This window comes from Citrobacter sp. RHB36-C18 (assembly GCF_013814485.1).
GTDB lineage: Bacteria > Pseudomonadota > Gammaproteobacteria > Enterobacterales > Enterobacteriaceae > Citrobacter > Citrobacter braakii.
Map to the genome: position 1 here is coordinate 2,142,438 of NZ_CP057125.1, position 22,767 is coordinate 2,165,204.

General features: G+C 48.8%; 22 protein-coding genes and 1 pseudogene. 14 read left to right on the forward strand and 9 right to left on the reverse strand.

The genetic code is table 11. The features are described from left to right. Positions 1 to 184 precede the first annotated feature (184 nt). A complete protein-coding gene (gene galU, locus HVZ52_RS10195; protein WP_016153274.1) occupies positions 185 to 1,093 on the forward strand; it encodes a UTP--glucose-1-phosphate uridylyltransferase GalU in 909 nt (302 codons plus the stop codon). A gap of 137 nt (positions 1,094 to 1,230) precedes the next feature. On the opposite strand, the gene hns is transcribed toward galU, so the two are convergent. After that, positions 1,231 to 1,644: a histone-like nucleoid-structuring protein H-NS gene (gene hns / locus HVZ52_RS10200; RefSeq protein WP_003020723.1), complete on the reverse strand. Its 414-nt coding sequence runs from the start codon at positions 1,642 to 1,644 to the stop codon at positions 1,231 to 1,233. Between the two features lie 623 nt (positions 1,645 to 2,267). Between hns and tdk the strand changes: the two genes are divergently transcribed. Beyond that, entirely contained in the window at positions 2,268 to 2,885 is a 618-nt protein-coding gene (gene tdk, locus HVZ52_RS10205) for a thymidine kinase (RefSeq protein ID WP_181599201.1), read from the forward strand. Positions 2,886 to 3,123: 238 nt separating this feature from the next. Here the strand turns inward: tdk and adhE are convergent, their stop codons facing one another. Further along, complete coding sequence (adhE, locus tag HVZ52_RS10210) at positions 3,124 to 5,802, reverse strand: bifunctional acetaldehyde-CoA/alcohol dehydrogenase (protein WP_181599202.1); 2,679 nt, start codon at positions 5,800 to 5,802, stop codon at positions 3,124 to 3,126. A 487-nt stretch (positions 5,803 to 6,289) separates the two neighbouring features. Here adhE and ychE point away from each other — a divergent pair, with 487 nt between their 5' ends. From ychE to HVZ52_RS10245, 7 genes are all read left to right on the forward strand, one after another. Then, positions 6,290 to 6,937, forward strand: a complete 648-nt coding sequence (gene ychE, locus HVZ52_RS10215) for an NAAT family transporter YchE (protein ID WP_003020714.1) — start codon at positions 6,290 to 6,292, stop codon at positions 6,935 to 6,937. Positions 6,938 to 7,709: 772 nt separating this feature from the next. Continuing rightward, positions 7,710 to 9,341: an oligopeptide ABC transporter substrate-binding protein OppA gene (gene oppA / locus HVZ52_RS10220; protein WP_016153271.1), complete on the forward strand. Its 1,632-nt coding sequence runs from the start codon at positions 7,710 to 7,712 to the stop codon at positions 9,339 to 9,341. Positions 9,342 to 9,462: 121 nt separating this feature from the next. After that, positions 9,463 to 10,383: an oligopeptide ABC transporter permease OppB gene (oppB, locus tag HVZ52_RS10225; RefSeq protein ID WP_003020708.1), complete on the forward strand. Its 921-nt coding sequence runs from the start codon at positions 9,463 to 9,465 to the stop codon at positions 10,381 to 10,383. A gap of 14 nt (positions 10,384 to 10,397) precedes the next feature. Next, positions 10,398 to 11,306, forward strand: a complete 909-nt coding sequence (gene oppC / locus HVZ52_RS10230) for an oligopeptide ABC transporter permease OppC (protein ID WP_003020701.1) — start codon at positions 10,398 to 10,400, stop codon at positions 11,304 to 11,306. A gap of 11 nt (positions 11,307 to 11,317) precedes the next feature. After that, positions 11,318 to 12,331: a murein tripeptide/oligopeptide ABC transporter ATP-binding protein OppD gene (oppD, locus tag HVZ52_RS10235; RefSeq protein ID WP_003833364.1), complete on the forward strand. Its 1,014-nt coding sequence runs from the start codon at positions 11,318 to 11,320 to the stop codon at positions 12,329 to 12,331. Then, positions 12,328 to 13,332 (forward strand): murein tripeptide/oligopeptide ABC transporter ATP-binding protein OppF, encoded by a 1,005-nt coding sequence (gene oppF / locus HVZ52_RS10240; RefSeq protein WP_016156729.1) that lies wholly within the window; start codon positions 12,328 to 12,330, stop codon positions 13,330 to 13,332. Before oppD ends, oppF begins: the two co-directional genes overlap by 4 nt. Before the next feature lie 46 nt (positions 13,333 to 13,378). Beyond that, the gene (locus HVZ52_RS10245) at positions 13,379 to 14,215 is read left to right on the forward strand and encodes an ion transporter (RefSeq protein ID WP_049269434.1); all 837 of its coding nucleotides are present in this window, start codon (positions 13,379 to 13,381) and stop codon (positions 14,213 to 14,215) included. Between the two features lie 36 nt (positions 14,216 to 14,251). Here the strand turns inward: HVZ52_RS10245 and HVZ52_RS10250 are convergent, their stop codons facing one another. Further along, positions 14,252 to 14,581, reverse strand: a complete 330-nt coding sequence (locus HVZ52_RS10250) for an HI1450 family dsDNA-mimic protein (protein WP_181599203.1) — start codon at positions 14,579 to 14,581, stop codon at positions 14,252 to 14,254. 34 nt (positions 14,582 to 14,615) lie between these two features. After that, the gene (gene cls / locus HVZ52_RS10255; RefSeq protein ID WP_016156727.1) at positions 14,616 to 16,076 is read right to left on the reverse strand and encodes a cardiolipin synthase; all 1,461 of its coding nucleotides are present in this window, start codon (positions 16,074 to 16,076) and stop codon (positions 14,616 to 14,618) included. A 142-nt stretch (positions 16,077 to 16,218) separates the two neighbouring features. Between cls and HVZ52_RS10260 the strand changes: the two genes are divergently transcribed. Continuing rightward, positions 16,219 to 16,392: a YciY family protein gene (locus tag HVZ52_RS10260; RefSeq protein ID WP_016153268.1), complete on the forward strand. Its 174-nt coding sequence runs from the start codon at positions 16,219 to 16,221 to the stop codon at positions 16,390 to 16,392. Between the two features lie 51 nt (positions 16,393 to 16,443). Here the strand turns inward: HVZ52_RS10260 and HVZ52_RS10265 are convergent, their stop codons facing one another. Continuing rightward, positions 16,444 to 16,740: a YciI family protein gene (locus HVZ52_RS10265; RefSeq protein WP_003020675.1), complete on the reverse strand. Its 297-nt coding sequence runs from the start codon at positions 16,738 to 16,740 to the stop codon at positions 16,444 to 16,446. A gap of 224 nt (positions 16,741 to 16,964) precedes the next feature. On the opposite strand from HVZ52_RS10265, the gene tonB reads away from it, so the two are divergent. Continuing rightward, positions 16,965 to 17,681, forward strand: coding sequence for a TonB system transport protein TonB (tonB, locus tag HVZ52_RS10270; RefSeq protein ID WP_094762092.1), 717 nt, complete (start codon positions 16,965 to 16,967; stop codon positions 17,679 to 17,681). 75 nt (positions 17,682 to 17,756) lie between these two features. Here the strand turns inward: tonB and yciA are convergent, their stop codons facing one another. The 4 genes and pseudogenes from yciA to HVZ52_RS23015 form a co-directional block, all read right to left on the reverse strand. Then, positions 17,757 to 18,158: an acyl-CoA thioester hydrolase YciA gene (gene yciA / locus HVZ52_RS10275; protein WP_016153266.1), complete on the reverse strand. Its 402-nt coding sequence runs from the start codon at positions 18,156 to 18,158 to the stop codon at positions 17,757 to 17,759. Positions 18,159 to 18,323: 165 nt separating this feature from the next. Continuing rightward, positions 18,324 to 18,863 (reverse strand): septation protein A, encoded by a 540-nt coding sequence (locus tag HVZ52_RS10280; RefSeq protein ID WP_019076883.1) that lies wholly within the window; start codon positions 18,861 to 18,863, stop codon positions 18,324 to 18,326. Between the two features lie 54 nt (positions 18,864 to 18,917). Continuing rightward, positions 18,918 to 19,661 (reverse strand): YciC family protein, encoded by a 744-nt coding sequence (locus HVZ52_RS10285; protein ID WP_016153264.1) that lies wholly within the window; start codon positions 19,659 to 19,661, stop codon positions 18,918 to 18,920. Positions 19,662 to 19,689: 28 nt separating this feature from the next. After that, positions 19,690 to 19,776: pseudogene (locus HVZ52_RS23015) on the reverse strand (YkgJ family cysteine cluster protein); the annotation flags it as partial. A gap of 283 nt (positions 19,777 to 20,059) precedes the next feature. Here HVZ52_RS23015 and ompW point away from each other — a divergent pair. The 3 genes from ompW (at position 20,060) to HVZ52_RS10300 (ending at position 22,764) form a co-directional block, all read left to right on the forward strand. Next, complete coding sequence (gene ompW, locus HVZ52_RS10290) at positions 20,060 to 20,698, forward strand: outer membrane protein OmpW (RefSeq protein ID WP_016153263.1); 639 nt, start codon at positions 20,060 to 20,062, stop codon at positions 20,696 to 20,698. Between the two features lie 132 nt (positions 20,699 to 20,830). Next, positions 20,831 to 21,106, forward strand: coding sequence for a hypothetical protein (locus tag HVZ52_RS10295; RefSeq protein ID WP_016153262.1), 276 nt, complete (start codon positions 20,831 to 20,833; stop codon positions 21,104 to 21,106). A gap of 185 nt (positions 21,107 to 21,291) precedes the next feature. Then, positions 21,292 to 22,764, forward strand: a complete 1,473-nt coding sequence (locus HVZ52_RS10300; protein ID WP_019076881.1) for a GGDEF domain-containing protein — start codon at positions 21,292 to 21,294, stop codon at positions 22,762 to 22,764. Positions 22,765 to 22,767: the final 3 nt, after the last annotated feature.

The window sequence follows — 22,767 nt, forward strand, 5'->3', positions numbered from 1 at the left end:
TGAAATTGACTCACTCCACTCATGCTGTGAGTGCTACTATCAGCGCCAGATTTATTCGTATTTATCTTAATTATACCGACGCGCGTCCTTTTCAGACCAGAAGCTTGTCGCGGTACTGATATACTTGGATGCGATACAGATTGATGAACACGTTCAATACATGAACAGTCCAGGAGAGTTTTAAATGGCTGCCCTTAATTCAAAAGTCAAAAAGGCCGTTATCCCGGTTGCGGGATTAGGAACCAGGATGTTACCGGCTACGAAAGCAATCCCGAAAGAGATGCTACCGTTGGTTGATAAGCCATTAATTCAGTACGTCGTAAACGAATGTATTGCTGCGGGCATCACTGAAATTGTACTTGTAACTCACTCGTCTAAAAATTCGATTGAAAACCACTTCGATACCAGCTTTGAACTTGAAGCTATGCTGGAAAAACGTGTAAAACGCCAGCTTCTGGAAGAAGTGCAATCTATTTGTCCGCCACATGTCACTATTATGCAGGTGCGTCAGGGACTGGCCAAAGGTCTGGGCCACGCGGTATTGTGCGCGCACCCGGTGGTTGGCGATGAGCCCGTTGCGGTTATCTTGCCGGACGTCATTCTTGACGAATACGAATCTGATTTATCACGCGACAACCTTGCCGAAATGATTCATCGTTTCGATGAAACAGGCAGCAGCCAGATTATGGTTGAGCCGGTAGAAGATGTTACCGCTTATGGTGTTGTTGATTGTAAAGGCGTTGAATTAGCGCCGGGCGAAAGCGTACCGATGGTTGGCGTTGTTGAAAAGCCGAAAGCGAATGTGGCGCCATCTAATCTGGCCGTCGTGGGGCGTTACGTCCTTAGCGCGGATATCTGGCCTCTGCTGGCAAAAACGCCTCCGGGAGCCGGTGACGAAATTCAGCTGACTGATGCTATCGATATGCTGATTGAAAAAGAAACGGTTGAAGCTTATCACATGAAGGGCAAAAGCCATGACTGTGGTAATAAGCTGGGCTATATGCAGGCGTTCGTTGAATATGGTATTCGCCATAATACTCTCGGCGCTGAATTTAAAGCCTGGCTGGAAGATGAGATGGGTATTAAGAAGTAACCTCCTGGTATTATCAGGTCTGAACGGTGCTGTTAATCCAGCACCGTTTTTTTATACCTGAACTGGGTAGGGACTGTGCGAAGTACAGGTAAAAAAAATCCCGCCACTGGCGGGATTTTAAGCAAACTATTTCTGAATTATTCTTTGATTAAGAAATCGTCCAGTTGTTTACCTTGTTCTTCCATCGCTTTTTTGATCACTGCCGGTGTACGACCCTGACCAGTCCAGGTTTTAGTTTCACCGTTTTCGTCAACATAGCTATATTTAGCCGGACGTGCAGCGCGTTTAGCTTTGGTGCCAGATTTAACAGCAGCCATGCTATTCAGCAGTTCGTTCGGGTCAATGCCGTCAGCGATCAGCATTTCACGATATTGTTGCAGTTTACGAGTACGTTCTTCAACTTCAGCAGCTGCAGCGCTTTCTTCTTCACGGCGCTCGCTAACAACAACTTCTAATTTTTCCAGCATTTCTTCAAGCGTTTCCAGAGTACATTCTCTTGCCTGCGCACGAAGAGTACGGATGTTGTTCAGAATTTTAAGTGCTTCGCTCATTGTAGTAATCTCAAACTTATATTGGGGGTGGTTTGTTGAGCTAATAATAGAGCGATAAATTCAGTTGTGCAATAGCCAGGAATGTAAGGAATTCAAAATTGCGCTTTATTTAGTATCAGAATTAATTCATCTGTCTTAAATTCTTCGCGACGTTGGGCATAAAAAAGGCTTATTGGTGAGGGGGCTTCTCAGCGGCTGAGAGTAAAAATTCAAGATTCAGGTCACATTTTATGGTGTTCAAATAGTACCTCTTTGCAGTGATTTCAACCTTTTGTATTAGTTTTGCTTACATGAATTCGCTAATACATGGCGACAGTGGGTAGATTCAATAACAATAAGGGAAGGGTTTCTTTATTGCCGTAAGAAGATAAGAGGTATGGATAAATTTCATGAGCACTATTTGTGAAAGAGTGTGTATATACCCGTCCAGTTTCAGGCTACCTGGGCTATGACTGGAGTGTACTAGCGCTCCCATGTCACTTAAAGGATCGGTTATTTAGGCGACACTGAGCGAGTCTGAACGCCTATTTATACGCCTATGCAGGCAACGCTACACCGACACGTTCGTGAAATATGGTACAATCCTGCCCATATTTATTTCCCCAGGTGAGGGCCTACGGTCAATGGCACAGCTATATTTTTACTATTCTGCAATGAATGCCGGTAAGTCGACTGCATTGCTGCAATCTTCGTACAATTATCAGGAACGTGGGATGCGTGCCGTGGTATATACAGCGGAAATTGATGACCGCTTTGGTGCTGGAAAAGTAAGTTCGCGTATAGGTCTGTCGTCACCTGCAAAATTGTTTAACCAAAATTCATCATTGTTCGAAGAGATTCGGGCTGAGAATGAGCAGCAAAGAATTCACTGTGTACTGGTTGATGAGTCGCAGTTTCTGACTCGACAGCAGGTTTATGAATTATCTGAAGTTGTCGATCAACTGGATATTCCCGTGTTGTGCTACGGCTTGCGTACCGATTTTCGTGGTGAGTTATTTGGCGGCAGCGAATACCTGTTGGCGTGGTCAGATAAACTGGTTGAATTAAAAACCATTTGTTTCTGTGGGCGTAAGGCCAGCATGGTGTTACGTCTTGATCAGGCAGGACGACCTTATAACGAGGGCGAACAGGTGGTGATTGGCGGGAACGAACGTTATGTATCGGTATGCCGTAAGCATTATAAGCAAGCACAGTCTGAGGGCTCTCTGACGGCGATACAAGAACGACACAACAACGATTAACTCTACGCGCTTCTGGGCGCTTATTAGCACAGGGTAGGCTACGACATTCGCTAATGTTCGCTACCCTGTCAGACACTCTCCTGACGCTATTCTCGCATCCTCCTAAGCATCCTTTTACAGGTCCATCCTTTACACGTCGCTGAATTGGTCATGTATCGATTCTGATAACGAAAGATGTAAAAAAAAACGGCCCCAATTTGGGACCGTTTATGGTGAAACTAAAACTTATCTGGTTGAATTAAGCGGATTTCTTCGCTTTCTTCTCAGCTTTCGGCGCTGCTACGGCTTCAGTCTTAATGGCGGTTTGATCTTCGCTGTATTCGCGACCGTAGTAGGTATCCATCAGGATCTGTTTCAGTTCAGAAATCAGCGGGTAACGCGGGTTAGCACCAGTACACTGGTCATCAAACGCATCTTCAGACAGTTTGTCCACGTGTGCCAGGAAGTCAGCTTCCTGAACGCCAGCTTCACGGATAGACTTAGGAATACCCAGTTCAGCTTTGATTTCTTCCAGCCAGCCCAGCAGTTTCTGGATTTTTGCAGCAGTACGGTCGCCCGGTGCGCTCAGACCCAGATGGTCTGCGATTTCAGCGTAGCGACGACGAGCCTGCGGACGGTCGTACTGGCTGAATGCAGTCTGTTTAGTCGGGTTGTCGTTCGCGTTATAACGAATAACGTTGCTGATCAGCAGGGCGTTCGCCAGACCGTGAGGAATGTGGAACTGAGAACCCAGCTTGTGCGCCATTGAGTGACATACACCCAGGAAGGCGTTAGCAAACGCAATACCGGCGATGGTTGCTGCACTGTGTACACGCTCACGCGCTACCGGGTTCTTAGAACCTTCGTGGTAGGACGCTGGCAGGTTTTCTTTCAGCAGTTTCAGCGCTTGCAGAGCCTGACCGTCGGAGAACTCAGAAGCCAGCACGGATACGTAAGCTTCCAGGGCGTGAGTGACGGCATCCAGACCACCGAACGCACACAGGGACTTAGGCATATCCATCACCAGGTTGGCGTCAACAATCGCCATATCCGGAGTCAGCGCATAGTCTGCCAGCGGATATTTCTGACCAGTTGCATCGTCAGTAACAACCGCAAACGGAGTAACTTCAGAACCGGTACCAGAAGTGGTGGTGACGGCAACCATCTTCGCTTTTACGCCCATTTTCGGGAACTTGTAGATACGTTTACGGATGTCCATAAAGCGCAGTGCCAGTTCTTCGAAGTGGGTTTCTGGGTGTTCGTACATAACCCACATGATTTTCGCGGCATCCATCGGGGAACCGCCACCCAGCGCGATGATCACGTCTGGTTTAAAGGAGTTAGCCAGCTCAGCACCTTTGCGTACAACGGTCAGAGTTGGGTCAGCTTCCACTTCAAAGAACACTTCGGTTTCAACGCCAGCAGCTTTCAGCACGGAGGTGATCTGGTCAGCATAGCCATTGTTAAACAGGAAGCGGTCGGTCACGATCAGCGCACGTTTGTGACCATCGGTAATCACTTCATCCAGTGCGATTGGCAGAGAGCCACGACGGAAGTAGATAGATTTCGGAAGTTTGTGCCACAACATGTTTTCAGCTCGCTTAGCAACGGTTTTCTTGTTGATCAGGTGCTTAGGACCAACGTTTTCAGAGATGGAGTTACCACCCCAGGAACCACAACCCAGAGTCAGGGAAGGCGCGAGTTTGAAGTTGTACAGGTCACCGATACCACCCTGAGAAGCTGGGGTGTTAATCAGGATACGTGCGGTTTTCATCATCTGACCGAAGTAAGCAACACGTTCTGGCTGGTTGTCCTGGTCGGTGTACAGGCAAGAGGTATGACCGATACCGCCCATCGCAACCAGTTTTTCAGCTTTAATAACGGCGTCTTCGAAGTCTTTCGCACGGTACATTGCCAGCGTCGGAGACAATTTTTCGTGAGCGAACGGTTCGCTTTCGTCAACAACTGTCACTTCACCGATCAGAATCTTAGTGGTTTCTGGTACGGAGAAGCCTGCCAGTTCAGCAATTTTGTATGCCGGCTGACCAACGATAGCCGCGTTCAGCGCGCCATTTTTCAGGATAACGTCCTGAACGGCTTTCAGCTCTTTGCCTTGCAGCATGTAGCCGCCGTGAGTCGCGAAACGCTCACGCACTGCGTCGTATACAGAGTCAACGACAACAACGGACTGTTCAGAAGCACAAATTACGCCGTTATCGAAGGTTTTAGACATCAGAACAGATGCAACAGCACGCTTGATATCAGCGGTTTCATCGATAACCACAGGGGTGTTACCTGCGCCTACACCGATTGCCGGTTTACCGGAACTGTATGCTGCTTTAACCATGCCTGGACCACCGGTCGCAAGGATCAGGTTGATGTCCGGGTGGTGCATCAGCGCGTTTGACAGTTCTACGGAAGGTTGATCGATCCAGCCGATCAGATCTTTCGGTGCGCCAGCAGCAATTGCTGCCTGCAGAACGATATCAGCCGCTTTGTTAGTGGCATCTTTAGCACGCGGATGCGGAGAGAAGATGATGGCGTTACGCGTCTTCAGGCTGATCAGTGATTTGAAGATTGCAGTAGAAGTCGGGTTAGTGGTTGGAACGATACCGCAGATGATACCAATCGGTTCAGCGATGGTAATGGTACCGAAAGTGTGGTCTTCAGCCAGCACACCACAGGTTTTTTCGTCTTTATATGCGTTATAAATGTATTCGGAAGCAAAGTGGTTTTTAATCACTTTATCTTCGACGATGCCCATGCCAGATTCGGCAACGGCCATTTTCGCGAGAGGGATTCGAGCGTCTGCGGCAGCCAGAGCGGCGGCACGGAAGATTTTGTCAACCTGTTCTTGAGTGAAACTGGCATATTCACGCTGGGCTTTTTTTACGCGCTCTACAAGTGCGTTAAGTTCAGCGACATTAGTAACAGCCATAATGCTCTCCTGATAATGTTAAACTTTTTTAGTAAATCATCTGCTCGATACGAGAGTATAGACAGATCGACGAAAATTTGTGTAACGTTTTGAAAATCAAACGGTTAATTAACGTCCACTTTACCTTGATTTACTAAAAGAGCTTATACGCTAGCGCCACTTAATTCTAACGCGCTACCTCCAGGTGGCGTAAGCAAGATTACTCACTTCTGAGTAGTAATTGCGTGATCTGGATCAAAATTTCGCAAAGCTGACACCTTTCAGCAGGCCCTTTTAGCGTTTATCGGTAAGTGTTAATAAATTGATTTGGTGAATGTCATTAACATTAGCATATTTAATACATATTAATAACACTAAGTATTGGAAGTGTATTTACGTAGATATACACAGATAGAAGGTGAAGTATGCTGACAAAAGGCGTATCTTCAGCGCGGATTTTATCAATTTTTATGACTCATTTTATCCGGCTAACGCTTCGGAGCTAACCGTGATCCAAACGCTATTTGATTTTCCTGTCTATTTTAAATTTTTCATTGGGTTATTCGCATTGGTTAACCCGGTCGGGATCATCCCTGTCTTTATCAGTATGACCAGCTATCAAACGGCTGCTGCGCGAAATAAAACCAACCTTACGGCAAACCTGTCGGTTGCCATCATCCTGTGGACTTCGCTGTTCCTTGGTGACGGTATTCTGCAGCTCTTCGGTATCTCGATAGATTCGTTCAGGATTGCCGGCGGCATTCTGGTGGTGACTATCGCAATGTCCATGATTAGCGGAAAACTGGGCGAAGATAAGCAAAACAAACAGGAAAAATCAGAAACAGCAATCCGCGAAAGTATCGGCGTAGTGCCGCTGGCATTGCCGCTGATGGCGGGGCCAGGGGCGATAAGCTCAACTATTGTTTGGGGTACGCGTTATCACAGTGCGATTAACCTGTTTGGTTTTTTTGTGGCGATTGCGTTGTTTGCCCTGTGCTGTTGGGGACTGTTCCGCATGGCACCGTGGCTGGTTCGGCTGCTGGGCCAAACCGGTATCAACGTCATTACGCGTATTATGGGATTGTTGTTAATGGCCTTAGGGATCGAATTCATTGTGACTGGAATCAAGTCCATTTTCCCCGGTTTACTTGCCTGATATTCCTCTTAGGTATCAACGGAGCCTCTTTCGGCTCCGTTTCCTTTCGTTATTAGTAAAACTTCTCACTAAAGTTGAAAATCAGTATAGAAATATAAAAATACCTGATGGTTATTCATTGATTTATTCATTGATTTTATGGATATAACACTCAATGGTCCATCAGAGGGATCCCGATGTCACTGTTATTTTATTAACATCATACTCTGGGGCTTGCTGAAGGATTATCGAAATGTTATTAGTTATTTCAGCGTTTTTTTTAGATGAATGTGCTAATTAATAACCAATTGTTAAATTTATGTGCATTTTGGCGTGGTGTTGACACAGGACTGGGGAGTTAACACTGCGCGTTATGCAATATATTGATTTTTATCGTTTTATTGTCATAATCTTTCATTCGTAAGACTTTTTTAGTGAGATTTATTTCCAATAAAAGAGAATTGGTTAACAAATTTGTAAAATGTATTGGCGGTTAAGAAACGCATTTGATACTTTCCGGCCAGGTATTATGCAGAAGAATTCACGTTGATGAGAATCATTTTCAATTAGTTTCTCTCAACAGGGTAATAGCGTGTTTCCGGCAGGGGAGGCACGTAGATAATCGACGCAAGGCGGTCATACGAATCGCCAGAAATAAATAAAGTCGGTGATAGCAAGCAGTAAAACAAGAAACTACCTGACGGCAGAAAATCTCCGGTGCCGTACAGGGATCCTGACAGGATTAACAGTCTGGTTAAAAAACCAGCCATAATAATGAGGGAGTACAAACACAATGACTAACATCACTAAAAAAAGTTTAGTAGCTGCGGGGATCCTAACTGCGCTAATCGCTGGGAATGTTGCTACGGCGGCAGTTGTGCCAGCAGGTGTGCAGCTTGCTGAAAAGCAGACTCTGGTGCGTAATAACGGTTCGGAAGTTCAGTCACTCGATCCACATAAAATCGAAGGTGTACCTGAATCCAATATCAACCGTGACCTGTTTGAAGGTTTATTAATCAGCGATGTCGATGGCAAACCATCGCCTGGCGTGGCTGAAAAGTGGGAAAATAAAGACTTTAAGGTGTGGACATTCCATCTGCGTAAGGACGCTAAGTGGTCTGACGGCACGCCTGTTACCGCGCAAGATTTCGTGTATAGCTGGCAACGCCTGGCTAATCCAAATACCGCGTCACCGTACGCCAGTTATTTACAGTACGGTCACATTGTCAATATTGACGATATTATCGCCGGCAAAAAGCCGATCACCGATCTCGGTGTCAAAGCTCTCGACGATCATACATTTGAAGTCACCCTGAGCGAGCCGGTTCCTTATTTCTACAAATTGCTTGTGCACTCATCCGTTTCTCCGGTTCCTAAAGCAGCGGTTGAAAAATACGGTGAGAAATGGACCCAGCCCGCTAACATCGTCACCAACGGCGCCTATAAGCTGAAAGACTGGGTGGTCAACGAGCGCATTGTACTTGAGCGTAACACCAACTACTGGGACAACGCCAAAACGGTTATTAACCAGGTTACCTACCTGCCAATTTCTTCTGAAGTGACTGACGTTAACCGCTATCGCAGCGGCGAAATCGACATGACCTATAACAACATGCCGATCGAGTTATTCCAGAAACTGAAAAAAGAGATCCCGAACGAAGTTCACGTTGACCCGTATCTGTGCACCTATTATTACGAAATCAACAACCAGAAAGCACCGTTCAACGATGTTCGTGTTCGTACCGCCCTGAAACTGGCGTTGGATCGTGACATTATCGTCAACAAAGTTAAAAACCAGGGGGACCTGCCGGCGTATAGCTTTACTCCTCCTTACACCGATGGCGCGAAACTGGTTGAACCAGAGTGGTTCAAATGGTCTCAGGAAAAACGTAATGAAGAAGCGAAAAAACTGCTGGCTGAAGCCGGGTATACCGCTGAAAAGCCGTTGACCTTTGACCTGCTGTATAACACCTCAGACCTGCATAAAAAGCTGGCCATCGCTGCGGCATCTATCTGGAAGAAAAATCTGGGCGCCAATGTGAAGCTGGAAAACCAGGAATGGAAAACATTCCTCGATACGCGCCATCAGGGTAACTACGATGTTTCGCGTGCGGGCTGGTGTGCGGATTACAACGAACCAACATCCTTCCTGAATATGGTGCTGTCTGACAGCTCCAACAACACCGTCCACTATAAGAGCCCGGCGTTTGATAAGCTGATTGCGGATACGCTGAAAGTGACTGATGAAGCGCAGCGCAGCGAACTGTATTCGAAAGCGGAACAGCAGCTGGATAAAGATTCTGCGATTGTACCGGTTTATTACTATGTTAACGCCCGCCTGGTAAAACCATGGGTTGGCGGATACTCCGGTAAAGACCCGATGGATAATATCCACGTTAAAGACTTGTATATTATCAAGCATTAATGGCAAGACGTGGGGCAATCATTTTGCCCCACAGTGTCTTTTTTCTTCGAACTATTAACACCGCTTTACCTGAACGTCGGGGTAGAAGAGGTGTAAAGGCACACGCCAGAAGGTACGGGCAATGTTAAAATTTATATTACGTCGCTGTCTGGAAGCGATTCCGACGCTGTTTATACTTATTACGATTTCATTCTTTATGATGCGCCTTGCGCCGGGAAGTCCATTCACCGGGGAACGCGCGTTACCGCCAGAGGTACTGGCTAATATCGAAGCGAAATATCATCTTAACGATCCTATCTCGACGCAGTACTTCAGCTACCTTAAGCAGCTGGCACATGGCGATTTTGGGCCATCTTTTAAATATAAAGACTATACGGTAAACGACCTTGTGGCCTCGAGCTTTCCGGTTTCTGCGAAGCTGGGAGCTGCGGCCTTTATTCTGGCGGTCCTCGTTGGCGTTAGCGCCGGGGTGATAGCCGCGCTGAAACAAAATACGCGCTGGGACTACACGGTGATGGGGGTGGCAATGACCGGGGTGGTTATCCCCAGTTTCGTGGTCGCTCCCTTATTGGTCATGATATTTGCCATAACCTTGAAATGGCTGCCCGGAGGCGGCTGGAATGGCGGGGCGTTGAAATTTATGATCCTGCCGATGGTGGCCTTGTCACTGGCTTATATCGCCAGTATCGCCCGTATTACCCGCGGTTCGATGATTGAAGTGCTGCACTCTAACTTTATTCGTACCGCGCGCGCTAAAGGGTTGCCGATGCGGCGGATTATTTTCCGCCATGCGTTAAAACCTGCGCTGTTGCCCGTGCTGTCCTATATGGGACCAGCATTTGTCGGCATTATCACCGGTTCGATGGTTATTGAAACCATCTATGGTTTGCCGGGCATTGGCCAGCTGTTCGTCAATGGCGCGTTAAACCGCGACTATTCGCTGGTCCTGAGCCTCACCATACTGGTAGGGACGCTGACCATCGTGTTTAACGCGATTGTTGACGTGCTGTATGCCGTTATCGACCCGAAAATTCGTTACTGATACTGGAGCTCGCTATGATGTTAAGTAAGAAAAACAGCGAAGCGCTGGAAAATTTCAGTGAAAAGCTGGAGGTCGAGGGCCGCAGTCTGTGGCAGGACGCGCGTCGACGCTTTATGCATAACCGCGCGGCGGTAGCAAGCCTGGTAGTGCTGGTGATTATTGCGCTGTTTGTGACGCTGGCGCCGATGCTGTCGCAGTTTACCTACTTCGATACCGACTGGGGCATGATGTCCAGCGCGCCGGATACAGAATCTGGACACTATTTCGGCACCGACTCGTCAGGTCGAGACCTGCTGGTTCGTGTGGCGATTGGCGGTCGCATCTCGTTGATGGTCGGCATTGCCGCGGCGTTGGTCGCGGTAGTTGTCGGCACGCTATACGGTTCTCTGTCGGGCTACCTCGGCGGTAAAATCGACTCGGTGATGATGCGTCTGCTGGAAATCCTCAACTCCTTCCCGTTCATGTTCTTCGTGATTCTGCTGGTCACCTTCTTTGGGCAAAATATCCTGCTGATTTTTGTCGCTATTGGGATGGTATCCTGGCTGGATATGGCGCGTATCGTGCGTGGACAAACTCTGAGTCTCAAGCGCAAAGAGTTTATTGAAGCAGCGCAAGTGGGCGGGGTATCTACCGTGCGCATCGTTATCCGTCATATTGTGCCGAACGTGCTGGGCGTGGTGGTGGTGTACGCTTCGTTGCTGGTGCCCAGCATGATCCTGTTTGAATCCTTCCTGAGCTTTTTGGGATTAGGGACGCAGGAGCCGTTAAGTAGCTGGGGGGCGTTGCTGAGTGATGGTGCCAACTCGATGGAAGTCTCACCATGGCTACTGCTGTTCCCGGCAGGCTTCCTGGTGGTCACTTTGTTCTGTTTTAACTTTATTGGCGATGGCCTGCGTGATGCCCTCGACCCGAAAGACCGTTAAGGAGTGCAGCCATGAGCGTAATTGAAACCTCAACCGCGCCGCTCGCGCAACAACAGGCTAACGCACTGCTGAACGTTAAAGATCTGCGCGTGACGTTTGCCACCCCCGACGGCGATGTGACTGCGGTAAACGATTTAAACTTTTCTCTGCGAGCTGGAGAAACGCTGGGTATTGTTGGGGAATCCGGTTCAGGGAAATCGCAAACGGCCTTTGCCCTGATGGGCCTTCTGGCAGCAAATGGCCGTATTGGAGGTTCTGCAACCTTCAACGGACGTGAAATTCTGAATTTACCGGAACGTGAGTTGAACAAACTGCGCGCCGAGCAAATCTCGATGATTTTCCAGGACCCGATGACCTCTCTCAATCCGTACATGCGAGTCGGCGAGCAGTTGATGGAAGTTCTCATGCTGCATAAAGGCATGAGCAAAGCGGAAGCCTTTGAAGAATCGGTCAGAATGCTGGATGCGGTGAAAATGCCGGAAGCGCGTAAGCGTATGAAAATGTATCCGCATGAATTCTCCGGCGGGATGCGTCAGCGCGTGATGATCGCCATGGCACTGTTGTGCAGGCCTAAATTACTGATAGCCGATGAGCCGACTACTGCGCTCGATGTTACGGTACAGGCGCAAATCATGACCCTGCTGAATGAACTGAAAAGCGAATTCAACACTGCGATTATCATGATCACCCACGATCTGGGAGTAGTTGCCGGTATTTGCGATAAAGTTTTGGTGATGTACGCCGGACGTACCATGGAATATGGCAGTGCGCGGGATGTCTTTTATAAGCCCGTTCATCCGTATTCGATTGGTTTGCTGAATGCCGTACCTCGTCTGGATGCCGAAGGGGAAGAGATGCTGACTATCCCGGGCAACCCGCCGAACCTGTTGCGTTTACCAAAAGGTTGCCCATTCCAACCGCGTTGCCCGCATGCGATGGAAATCTGTAGCAGTGCTCCGCCACTGGAAGAGTTTAGTCCGGGCCGCCTGCGCGCCTGCTTTAAACCGGTGGAGGAACTGGTATGAATGCGGTCACCGAACAACGAAAAGTGCTCCTTGAAATTGCCGATCTTAAAGTCCATTTCGACATTAAAGACGGCAAGCAGTGGTTCTGGCAGCCGTCTAAAACCCTGAAAGCGGTTGATGGCGTGACTCTGCGACTGTATGAAGGTGAAACCCTGGGCGTGGTCGGCGAATCAGGCTGTGGAAAATCGACTTTTGCCCGTGCGATTATTGGCCTTGTGAAAGCCACCGATGGAAAAGTCGCCTGGCTGGGTAAAGATTTGCTGGGCATGAAACCCGATGAGTGGAGGGAAGTGCGTAGCGATATTCAGATGATTTTCCAGGATCCTCTGGCATCACTGAACCCGCGCATGACCATCGGTGAAATCATTGCCGAACCGCTGCGGACTTATCATCCGAACCTGTCTGGTCAGGAAGTCCGCGACCGTGTGAAGGCGATGATGATGAAGGTGGGGTTGCTGCCAAATCTGATTAACCGCTACCCGCATGAGTTTTCTGGCGGTCAGTGTCAGCGTATTGGTATTGCCCGGGCGCTGATCCTCGAGCCGAAGCTGATTATTTGCGATGAACCGGTTTCGGCGCTGGACGTATCCATTCAGGCCCAGGTGGTGAACCTGTTACAACAGCTCCAGCGTGAAATGGGATTATCGTTAATCTTCATTGCTCACGACCTGGCGGTGGTGAAACATATCTCCGATCGCGTGCTGGTCATGTATCTCGGACACGCGGTGGAATTAGGGACTTATGATGAGGTGTACCATAATCCGCTGCACCCTTATACCAAAGCGTTGATGTCTGCAGTGCCGATTCCCGACCCGGATCAGGAAAGGAACAAGGTTATCCAGTTGCTGGAAGGCGAATTGCCGTCGCCGATTAACCCTCCTTCCGGCTGCGTGTTCCGTACGCGCTGCCCGATTGCCGGACCGGAATGCGCAAAAACCCGCCCGGTTCTCGAAGGAAGTTTCCGTCACGCAGTTTCCTGCCTGAAAGTAGACCCGCTATAATCCAGAGGGCTGACAAAGGTCAGCCCTTCTTTTTGGTGAGGTATATGTGTCAGGTTTAGTCTCTTCTGTCCGCCGCGCGCTCTATCGCAAATTATTCGATTTAAACACCCGTTCAGGGCGTCGCTTTGAAGGTATGTGCGCGCTGTTCGCCTTGCTCAGCGTTATTGTTATCTTCATTGAGTCCGGGGTCGGGACGCAATACCATTTAACCTTTGAGGAATGGCGCATTTTTGTCTGGCTGGAGATCTTTATTACTCTGGTCTTTACCCTCGAATATTTTCTTCGCTTATGCAGTTGGGCCAATCCCGCAAAATATGTGTTTAGCTTCTGGGGGATTATCGATCTGGCCACCATTTTACCGCTGTACGTGATGTGGCTATGGCCTGAAATCAGTCTGAGCTATGTCTTCGCCTGGCGAGCGATGCGTGTCCTGCGCGTCTTGCGTATTCTCAAGCTGCTGCGTTTTATGCCTTCTCTGCGAGTGTTCTGGAATGCGTTAAAAAGCGCCCGTCATCAACTGATGTTGTTCTATTCCTTTATTGCCATTCTGATGGTTGTTTTCGGCGCGATGATGTATCTGATAGAAGGGCCCAAATATGGCTTTACTACGCTGAATGCGTCTGTGTATTGGGCAATTGTTACGGTCACCACCGTCGGCTACGGTGACATTACACCGCACACGCCGTTGGGACGCATGGTGGCGTCAGTGCTTATCCTGATTGGATACTCTGTGATTGCGATACCGACCGGATTGATAACCACACACATGAGCAGTGCGTTCCAACAGCGCGGATATCAGCGTAGATGCCCACAGTGTCAGCAGGCGCAGCATGAACATAGTGCGCAGTTTTGTAACCGCTGCGGAAGTAAACTGCCGGGATAAAAATGAAAAAAGCTGCGAGAGCAGCTTTTTTGTTTGTTACTCGCGCCAGAGAATATGGCAGAGTTTGTGATCTTTTTCGCGACATAATAAAACGCGCGCAAAAATATCGTTAATCTCGCCGTCTTCTGTATCTGCCAGACCAATCACCACTTCGGCAAAGAAGTCAGGGTTCAGGTCAAAATCAACATGCTCCTGCCAGTCTTCTGCCGGGTCGAATAACTCGGCACCACCGCGCTCTTCAAACTGTAAATTGAACAGAATGATGTCGGCTGGCTCCAGGTTGTCCGCAGCCAGTTCGAGAAAAATATCGTAAGCCTGCTCAAGCGTTTCGTCTTCAGTCAGGCGATTGTTCAAATCCATATCCATAATGACTACCTGTTTACTGTCTGATGGGCACGTTTTACAGCAACGGACTAAAGAAGTAAAACAGTCGCTCAGCGATCCGCTGCCAGAGTGGTCGTTTTACCCACAAACGGGCATCAAGCAGACGAGAACGCGAAATATAATCATCCTGTACTGCTGCGAGATCGCCACCGAATCCGGCATCATCAATGACCAGCGTGATTTCAAAATTGAGCCACAGACTGCGCATATCCAGGTTAACGGTACCGACCAGGCTCAGCTCGCCATCGACCAGTACGCTCTTGGTGTGCAGTAAGCCACCTTCGAACTGATAGATTTTAACGCCAGCCGCCAGCAACTCAGTGAAAAAGGCCCGGCTTGCCCAGCCAACCAGCAGGGAATCATTCTTGCGTGGAAGAATAATACTGACGTCGACCCCGCGCTGCGCCGCCGTACAGATCGCGTGCAGCAGATCGTCGCTGGGAACGAAGTAGGGCGTGGTCATAATTAAATATTCACGCGCCGAATAAGCTGCGGTTAACAGCGCCTGATGAATCAAATCTTCAGGGAAACCAGGTCCCGAAGCGATAGTGTGAATGGTGTGGCCGCTGGCCTGCTCAAACGGCATGATATTGACGTCTGGCGGCGGGGGCAGAATGCGCTTGCCGGTCTCAATTTCCCAGTCGCAGGAATAGACAATGCCCATAGCGGTGGCTACCGGGCCTTCCATTCTCGCCATCAAATCCACCCATTGCCCGACGCCTGCATCTTGTTTGAAGAAACGGGGATCGACCATGTTCATGCTGCCGGTATAAGCAATATAGTTATCGATCATGATCATTTTGCGGTGCTGACGCAGGTCCATACGGCGTAAAAATACACGCATCAGGTTTACTTTCAGCGCTTCAACAACCTCGATACCCGCGTTACGCATCATCGCAGCCCATGGGCTGCGAAAGAACGCCACGCTACCCGCGGAGTCCAGCATCAGGCGGCAGTGAATTCCACGCCTTGCGGCAGCCATTAATGACTCGGCGACCTGATCGGCCATACCACCTGGTTGCCAGATGTAGAACACCATCTCGATGTTGTGACGCGCCAGTTGAATATCACGGATCAATGCCTGCATCACGTCCTCTGAACTGGTGAGCAACTGCAATTGATTCCCTTTAACGCCAGCGATTCCCTGACGACGCTCGCACAGCTTAAATAAGGATGACGCGACGCTGCTGTTTTCCTGCGCAAAAATATGCTTACAGGCTTTTAGATCGTTCAGCCACTTGGCCGTTGACGGCCACATTGCCCGGGCGCGTTCGGCGCGACGTTTACCCAGGTGGAGCTCACCGAAGGACAGATAAGCAATGATCCCTACCAATGGCAGAATATAGATGATCAAAAGCCAGGCCATTGCGGAGGGCACTGCGCGTCGTTTCATTAGAATGCGTAATGTTACGCCAGCAATGAGTACCCAGTAACCCAGAATGACCAGCCAACTCACCACGGTGTAGAAGGTTGTCATAAATTTAAAAATCCTTTTGAAAGCGTATTGTTAAGAGTTTACGCATCAGGATTAATCTGGCAAATAAAAACACGGGAAAACCACTGGTCTGCATTCGGTGTGGCGTTATAATGGCCGCTCAGTGACTGAAAGAGTAGTAAACATGAAGCGTAGTAGAACGGAAGTGGGACGCTGGCGGATGCTGCGTCAGGCTAGCCGCCGTAAAGCACGTTGGCTTGAAGGACAATCGCGCCGTAATATGCGTATCCATACCATCAGAAAGTGTATTCTCAACCATCAACGTAACTCGTTGCTGTTTGCGATCCACAACATCTGATCTCAAAAGGGCACCGCTGTCGGTGCCCAATGTCTGCTTTTCGTTTTGTTTTTAAAATACTTTTTTGTACGGTTTTACTGAAACCTGCGCATAAACACCTGCCGCCACGTAGGGATCGGCTTCCGCCCACGCCTGCGCGGCTTCTAAAGATTCAAATTCTGCAATCACCGTTGAGCCGGTAAAGCCTGCGGCGCCCGGATCGTTACTGTCAACCGCTGGCATGGGACCCGCCGTGAGCAAACGGCCTTCGTCATGAAGGAGTTGCAGACGAGCCAGGTGAGCAGGGCGTACGGAAAGACGTTTTTCGAGAGAGTCTGCGATATCTTGAGCGTAAATAACGTACAGCACGGGTAGAGCTCCTTGAACGGTAAAAGGTCATATTTACGTTATTGGAAAGGCCTGGTAACTGCAACGGAAAGATAACTAATATGTTAAGGCCATACTTTGAAAATGGTTTTTTATCATAAAATCGCGTTTTAAATGCCAGTTAGCTTCACGGTCTTATTGAATATGATTGCTATTTGCATTTAAAATCAGGGCCTGGTTTTTTTACTGAAACGATTATGACTTCAATGACCCTTGATTTACCTCGTCGCTTTCCCTGGCCTACGTTACTTTCTGTCGGCATTCATGGTGCTGTAGTGGCAGGTTTGCTGTATACCTCGGTACATCAGGTTATTGAACTGCCTGCGCCAGCGCAGCCGATCTCCGTTACGATGGTTGCGCCTGCCGATCTTGAACCGCCTCAGGCCGTTCAGCCGCCGCCGGAACCCGTCGTCGAGCCTGAACCGGAGCCAGAACCGATCCCCGAACCGCCAAAAGAAGCGCCGGTAGTGATTGAGAAACCGAAGCCCAAGCCTAAACCGAAGCCAAAACCGGTGAAAAAGGTGGAAGAGCAGCCGAAGCGTGATGTTAAACCAGCAGAGCCGCGTCCGGCATCCCCGTTTGAAAATACGGCGCCTGCTCGTCCAACAACCAGTACCGCTCCGGCAACCACTAAACCGGCGGTGAGCGTACCATCGGGTCCGCGAGCCTTAAGTCGTAATCAGCCTCAATATCCGGCACGTGCACAGGCGTTGCGCATTGAAGGCCGTGTGAAGGTCAAATTTGACGTGACCTCGGATGGCCGGGTTGAAAATGTGGAAGTTCTGTCCGCACAGCCTGCGAATATGTTTGAGCGTGAAGTGAAAAATGCGATGCGCAGATGGCGTTATGAAGCCGGTAAGCCAGGCTCCGGGCTGGTGGTGAATATTGTTTTCCGCCTGAACGGCACAACACAGATCGAGTAAGCATCAGGCCGGATTTGGCGTTACGCCGCCAAATCCGGCAGAATGATTGCCGGATGGCGATGCTTGCGCGTGCTATCAGGCCAGGGAGGGAATCGGCCGCGGTTTACCGTCTTTATCAACGGCAACGTAGATAAACAGGGCTTCGGTAGCTTTATAGCGCTGGCCGATAGGTTCTGAAGCGACTTTCTTCACCCAGACTTCAATATTAATGCTGATCGAGGTCGTCCCGCGTTTCACGCAGCGTGCATAGCAACAAACCACATCGCCCACGGCAACCGGGCGCAAAAAGCTCATTCCTTCAACCCGCACCGTTACCACGCGACCATGTGCGATCTCTTTGGCCTGAATAGCGCCACCTATATCCATTTGTGACATCAGCCAGCCGCCAAAAATATCACCGTTTGCGTTGGTATCGGCAGGCATAGCCAGAGTGCGTAAAACCAGTTCGCCCTGGGGAGTGTTATTCGTTGTTGTCATTGTAGAACCGACTATAGAGAAAGATTACAGGCGCGATGCTACTAGAATTTACGCGCTGAGAACAGAGGGGATGCGGCCTGCGCGGCGGAAGTAAGCCAGGTTGATGGCAACAAGGAACGCGAAGGGATAAAAATTCGCCAGATCCGGAGATCTGGCGAGCATTTATTACGATTTATCTTCCTGCGGAAGGTGGCGGTAAATATAGACTCCGCTCAGTAACGTAAATAGTAAAGTCAGGGCGGTCAGGCCGAATACTTTAAAGTTGACCCAAATATTCTGCGGTAGCCAAAACGCGATATAGATATTCGCCAGACCGCACAGGATAAAGAAGACGGCCCAGGCGAAGTTAAGTTTTATCCAAACCGGCTGTGGCAAGCTCAGCTCTTTACCTAACATGCGCTGAATCAGCGGCTTTTTCATTACCCATTGGCTAACCAGCAGCGCACCGGCAAACAGCCCGTAAATCACCGTTACTTTCCACTTAATGAATTCATCATTGTGGAAGAAAATGGTCAGGCCACCGAACACGGCTACCAGAACAAAAGTGATCAATGCCATCTTCTCGACCTTGCGATAGCGGACCCAGCTGTAAATCAAAACCACAGCCGTCGCAACAATCAGCGCCGAGGTCGCCGCGTAGATGTCATAGAGCTTATAAAAAGCAAAAAAGACAACCAGCGGTAAAAAATCAAGAAACTGCTTCATTCTTCGATTCCGTCATCAAAAGCACCGGGGACAAGCCCGGAATGCGTTCAGGGTTTATTGGCGAATTAGCATGTACAGGCGGAACAAATAGATCAGCAACACGGCGGAGATCATATTGCTCAGCGTATTCGCCAATACCGCGCCTACATTTGGCGTAAGTACCGCAAAACTTGGCGCAAAAAGCAACAACAACGTTTTTGCCAACAGCCAACCGATCACTGCTGGTGCAACCAGGCGCATATTCGACCACGCCAGACGCATACTGTTGCGCATCGCGGCAAAGACACCCATTTTGTCCTGTACTAACATCACCGGTGCAAGTGCCAGCAGGATAGCCAGCAGAATACCGGGTACCACCACCAGCATAATACCGATTTGCACCAGCAGAGTAGTCAGAAAAATCAGAATAAACAGCTTCGGCAAAACCGGCGCGCTGGCACCGATGGCGCGTAATGCGCTGACCCGATGACCGGCTGAAATCAGTTGAATCATCAGGATAATACCCCCGGCGAGGATGGCATTACCAATCAGACCGGAAAACGTCGACGCCGCGGAAGCGCGTAGCAAAATTTGCTGTTGCTCCGGGGTCATGTTTTGCACCAGATCGAACAATCCCACGCTGCTGGTTAACTGATCGCCTTCACTGAGTTGCGCAATTTGTGCGTCGGTGGGAGAAAAGGCATGCCCTAACACCACTGTGATAAACGCGCACAACAACGATACCAGCAAGATGGTAATGAATTGATTACGGAAAAAGTTTCCCGTGTCACGGTAAACGGATTTCGCCGTGATAGACATGCACTCTCCTTGAGTTTTGCAGGTGTTCATTTGTGGGCAATTGTACCCTGGATAACTCTACAGTGGCAGCATCGCGCGGTGTATGGAAAAGCATATCTTTGTAAAGCCCCGGTAATTTTTGACTATGACTTCAGCGTCATGCAAGAACGTTGGTTGTTCTCTGCGCATCACGAACAAATAACCATCGCCATTCTGCAACGGAGGCCAGGTACTTGCGTGGCGAAAATATATCAAAATTGATCTGAATTAGGTTAACCAGGATTTTGAATGCAAGTTCTAACTTAATCTGGATCAATAAATGTTAAATTATCAAAGTCAATGTGATCCAGGTTAGATCACTTATTACTCCAATGTGGGTATATTCGTTCCGCTTTTATAACCATAACGATGGAGCGGACATGAAAAAATTAACAGTTGCAGCAGTGGCTTTAACAACTCTTCTCTCTGGTAACGTATTTGCGCATGAAGCCGGAGAATTCTTTATTCGTGCAGGTTCTGCCACCGTCAGACCGACGGAAGGCGCGGGTGGTACGCTGGGGAGCCTGGGTGGCTTTGATGTCAGCAATAACACGCAGTTGGGTCTGACATTTACCTACATGGCAACCGACAATATCGGTGTTGAATTACTGGCAGCCACGCCGTTCCGCCATAAAATTGGCACTGCCACAACAGGTGATATTGCGACCGTTCACCATTTACCGCCGACCTTAATGGCACAGTGGTATTTCGGCGATTCCAGCAGCAAACTGCGTCCGTACGTTGGTGTCGGTGTGAACTACACCACCTTCTTTGACGAAGGTTTTAACAATAACGGCAAAGAAACCGGTTTATCTGACCTGAGCCTGAAAGACTCCTGGGGCGCAGCAGGGCAAGTGGGTATGGACTATCTGATTAACCGCGACTGGCTGATTAACATGTCGGTCTGGTACATGGATATCGACACCACCGCGAGCTACAAACTGGCTGGCGCGCAGCAGCATGACAGCGTCCGCCTCGATCCGTGGGTGTTTATGTTCTCCGCGGGTTATCGCTTCTAAGTCCGTGATTAAAATACTGAAAAGCTGATCGTTCCACGGTCAGCTTTTTTATTACCAGTTTATTTCTTCCTGCCTTTCTCCCCGTCGATGTAATGCTACTCTTTAAGCAAACTGGCTTTGAGGGCATTGACGATGATGTTGACTCGCCACCTGCTACAACAAAAAATCACACTTTTGGAACCATTCACCGGAGATGAAACGGCAGAGTTCGCCGTGAGTGCCGCGCGTGACTTATTGAATTTTATGGATAAAATTGAAGTACTGGAGAAACGCATTGCGACTCCGGTTAAACTACCTTATTGCAGCGCCAGTCCTGTTTGTGAGATTGAAGCGGGCTATGCCGCAGGCGTGAGCGATTGTCGTGAGGCCATTCGTCGGGCAGGGTATCCGATTGAGGGTGATGATTAGTTTGCATTTATGTTAACAAAAATGTGCTTTTATTGTATAAGTCTGTAACTTTAGCGCACACAACGGCGGGCTTCTAAGGCATCAGCTTAGGGACGGTTAACATTCTTAATCAACATACAGCGCAGTTATGCAACGACAGAAACGGGTAACCGGTTTGGCAATATGTTAACTATCAGGGTGAACTCGTGAAGATTGTGCAGGACAAGCTCAGAAACAGGCAGGCACTGCTGGTATCAGGGCTCATTACGTTGATATTTACGTCGTTGTTTCTGTTTATAATTTATGAGCAGCGGATGGCTGCAGTCAGTGACGGTGTTAACCGCATGCAAGCGCGCATGATGGACATTTTTAACGATAATGAGCTGATCGCCGATGCGATTGGTGAGCGCTATCACCATATTAAATCGGGTGAGCAATGTGGCGATATTTCACAATTTGTTCCCCGCAATGAGAATGAATGGGGAATTAACGCCGACCCAAAGCGTCTGCATTCGGTAACAGGGACAATTATTGCCCAGCAAGCCAGCCACAACGCGCTGTGTATGTATACGGCGGCGGAATTTATTCGTGGTATGGTTAATGAGCTAAATCCGGGCAGCTTCGATGCACATCGTTATATTATCGCCAAAAATTCAGATTATTTTTACTGGTTTATGGCTTCCGATTCGCGCAACTTCAGTTTCTCAAATTCTGAAATGGCGCGGGATCTCACCAACTTTTTCTATCCGCCGGTCGATTTCTATACCCGACTGTTGCAAAAAAACGTCAAAAACAAAGCCCTTAGTTCAACGAACTTCTATACCGATAAAATTACCGGTGAAAAAGCTTACAGCGTGGTGAGCTATATCTACGATCTGTCTGGCAAAGAGATATCAGACCAAATCGTGGCCTATCTGGTTTATGACCATTCAAAGCCCGAATTGCAGGAAGCGTTGGCTCAAGCATTTGACTACCAGCTCCCACCAGAGTTGAATGTGGAATTGGTAAATTTGACCAACAATGAAAGTCTTTGTTTATCCGGTAAATGTACAGGTCAATCCCGTTTTTTAGTGCGCAATTTTTCGGAGAAATATGCGCTGCACTATTCGCTTTCATTAGGCCGTTTTATGACGCGCGATACCCATGCCGGGATCGTGATCCTGCTGGCGCCGTTCTTTTTCATCATGATTAGTTTCTCGCTAAAATCATGGCTAAACGAAAGCGACCTGAAGGTTTATATAGACACCCTGACCGGTTGCTTTAATCGCCGAATACTCGACATCATCAAGCGCCGAGATTTATCACACTGTTCGGTGGTGCTACTGGACTGCAATAAGTTCAAGGCCGTCAATGATACCTGGGGTCACGCGGCAGGCGATCGTGCGCTGCAAATTATCGCCAACAGGATGTTATCAAACACCCGCACCAGCCACGATATTGTGATTCGTACCGGCGGGGATGAATTTATGATCCTGCTGTTTCGCTCGCAGGCAACTGATGCCATCGCAATTGCTCAACGTATCAGCGGGCAGGTGACCAGCCATGTGTTTGTAGTGGACGGTCATACCGTGCCATTGTCAGTATCGTGGGGGATTGCAGAGGTGAACGGTGAACTGGATGTGGCTATTCAGAATGCAGATAGCGCCATGTATAAAATGAAGCACACGAAAGAAGCGTAAAAC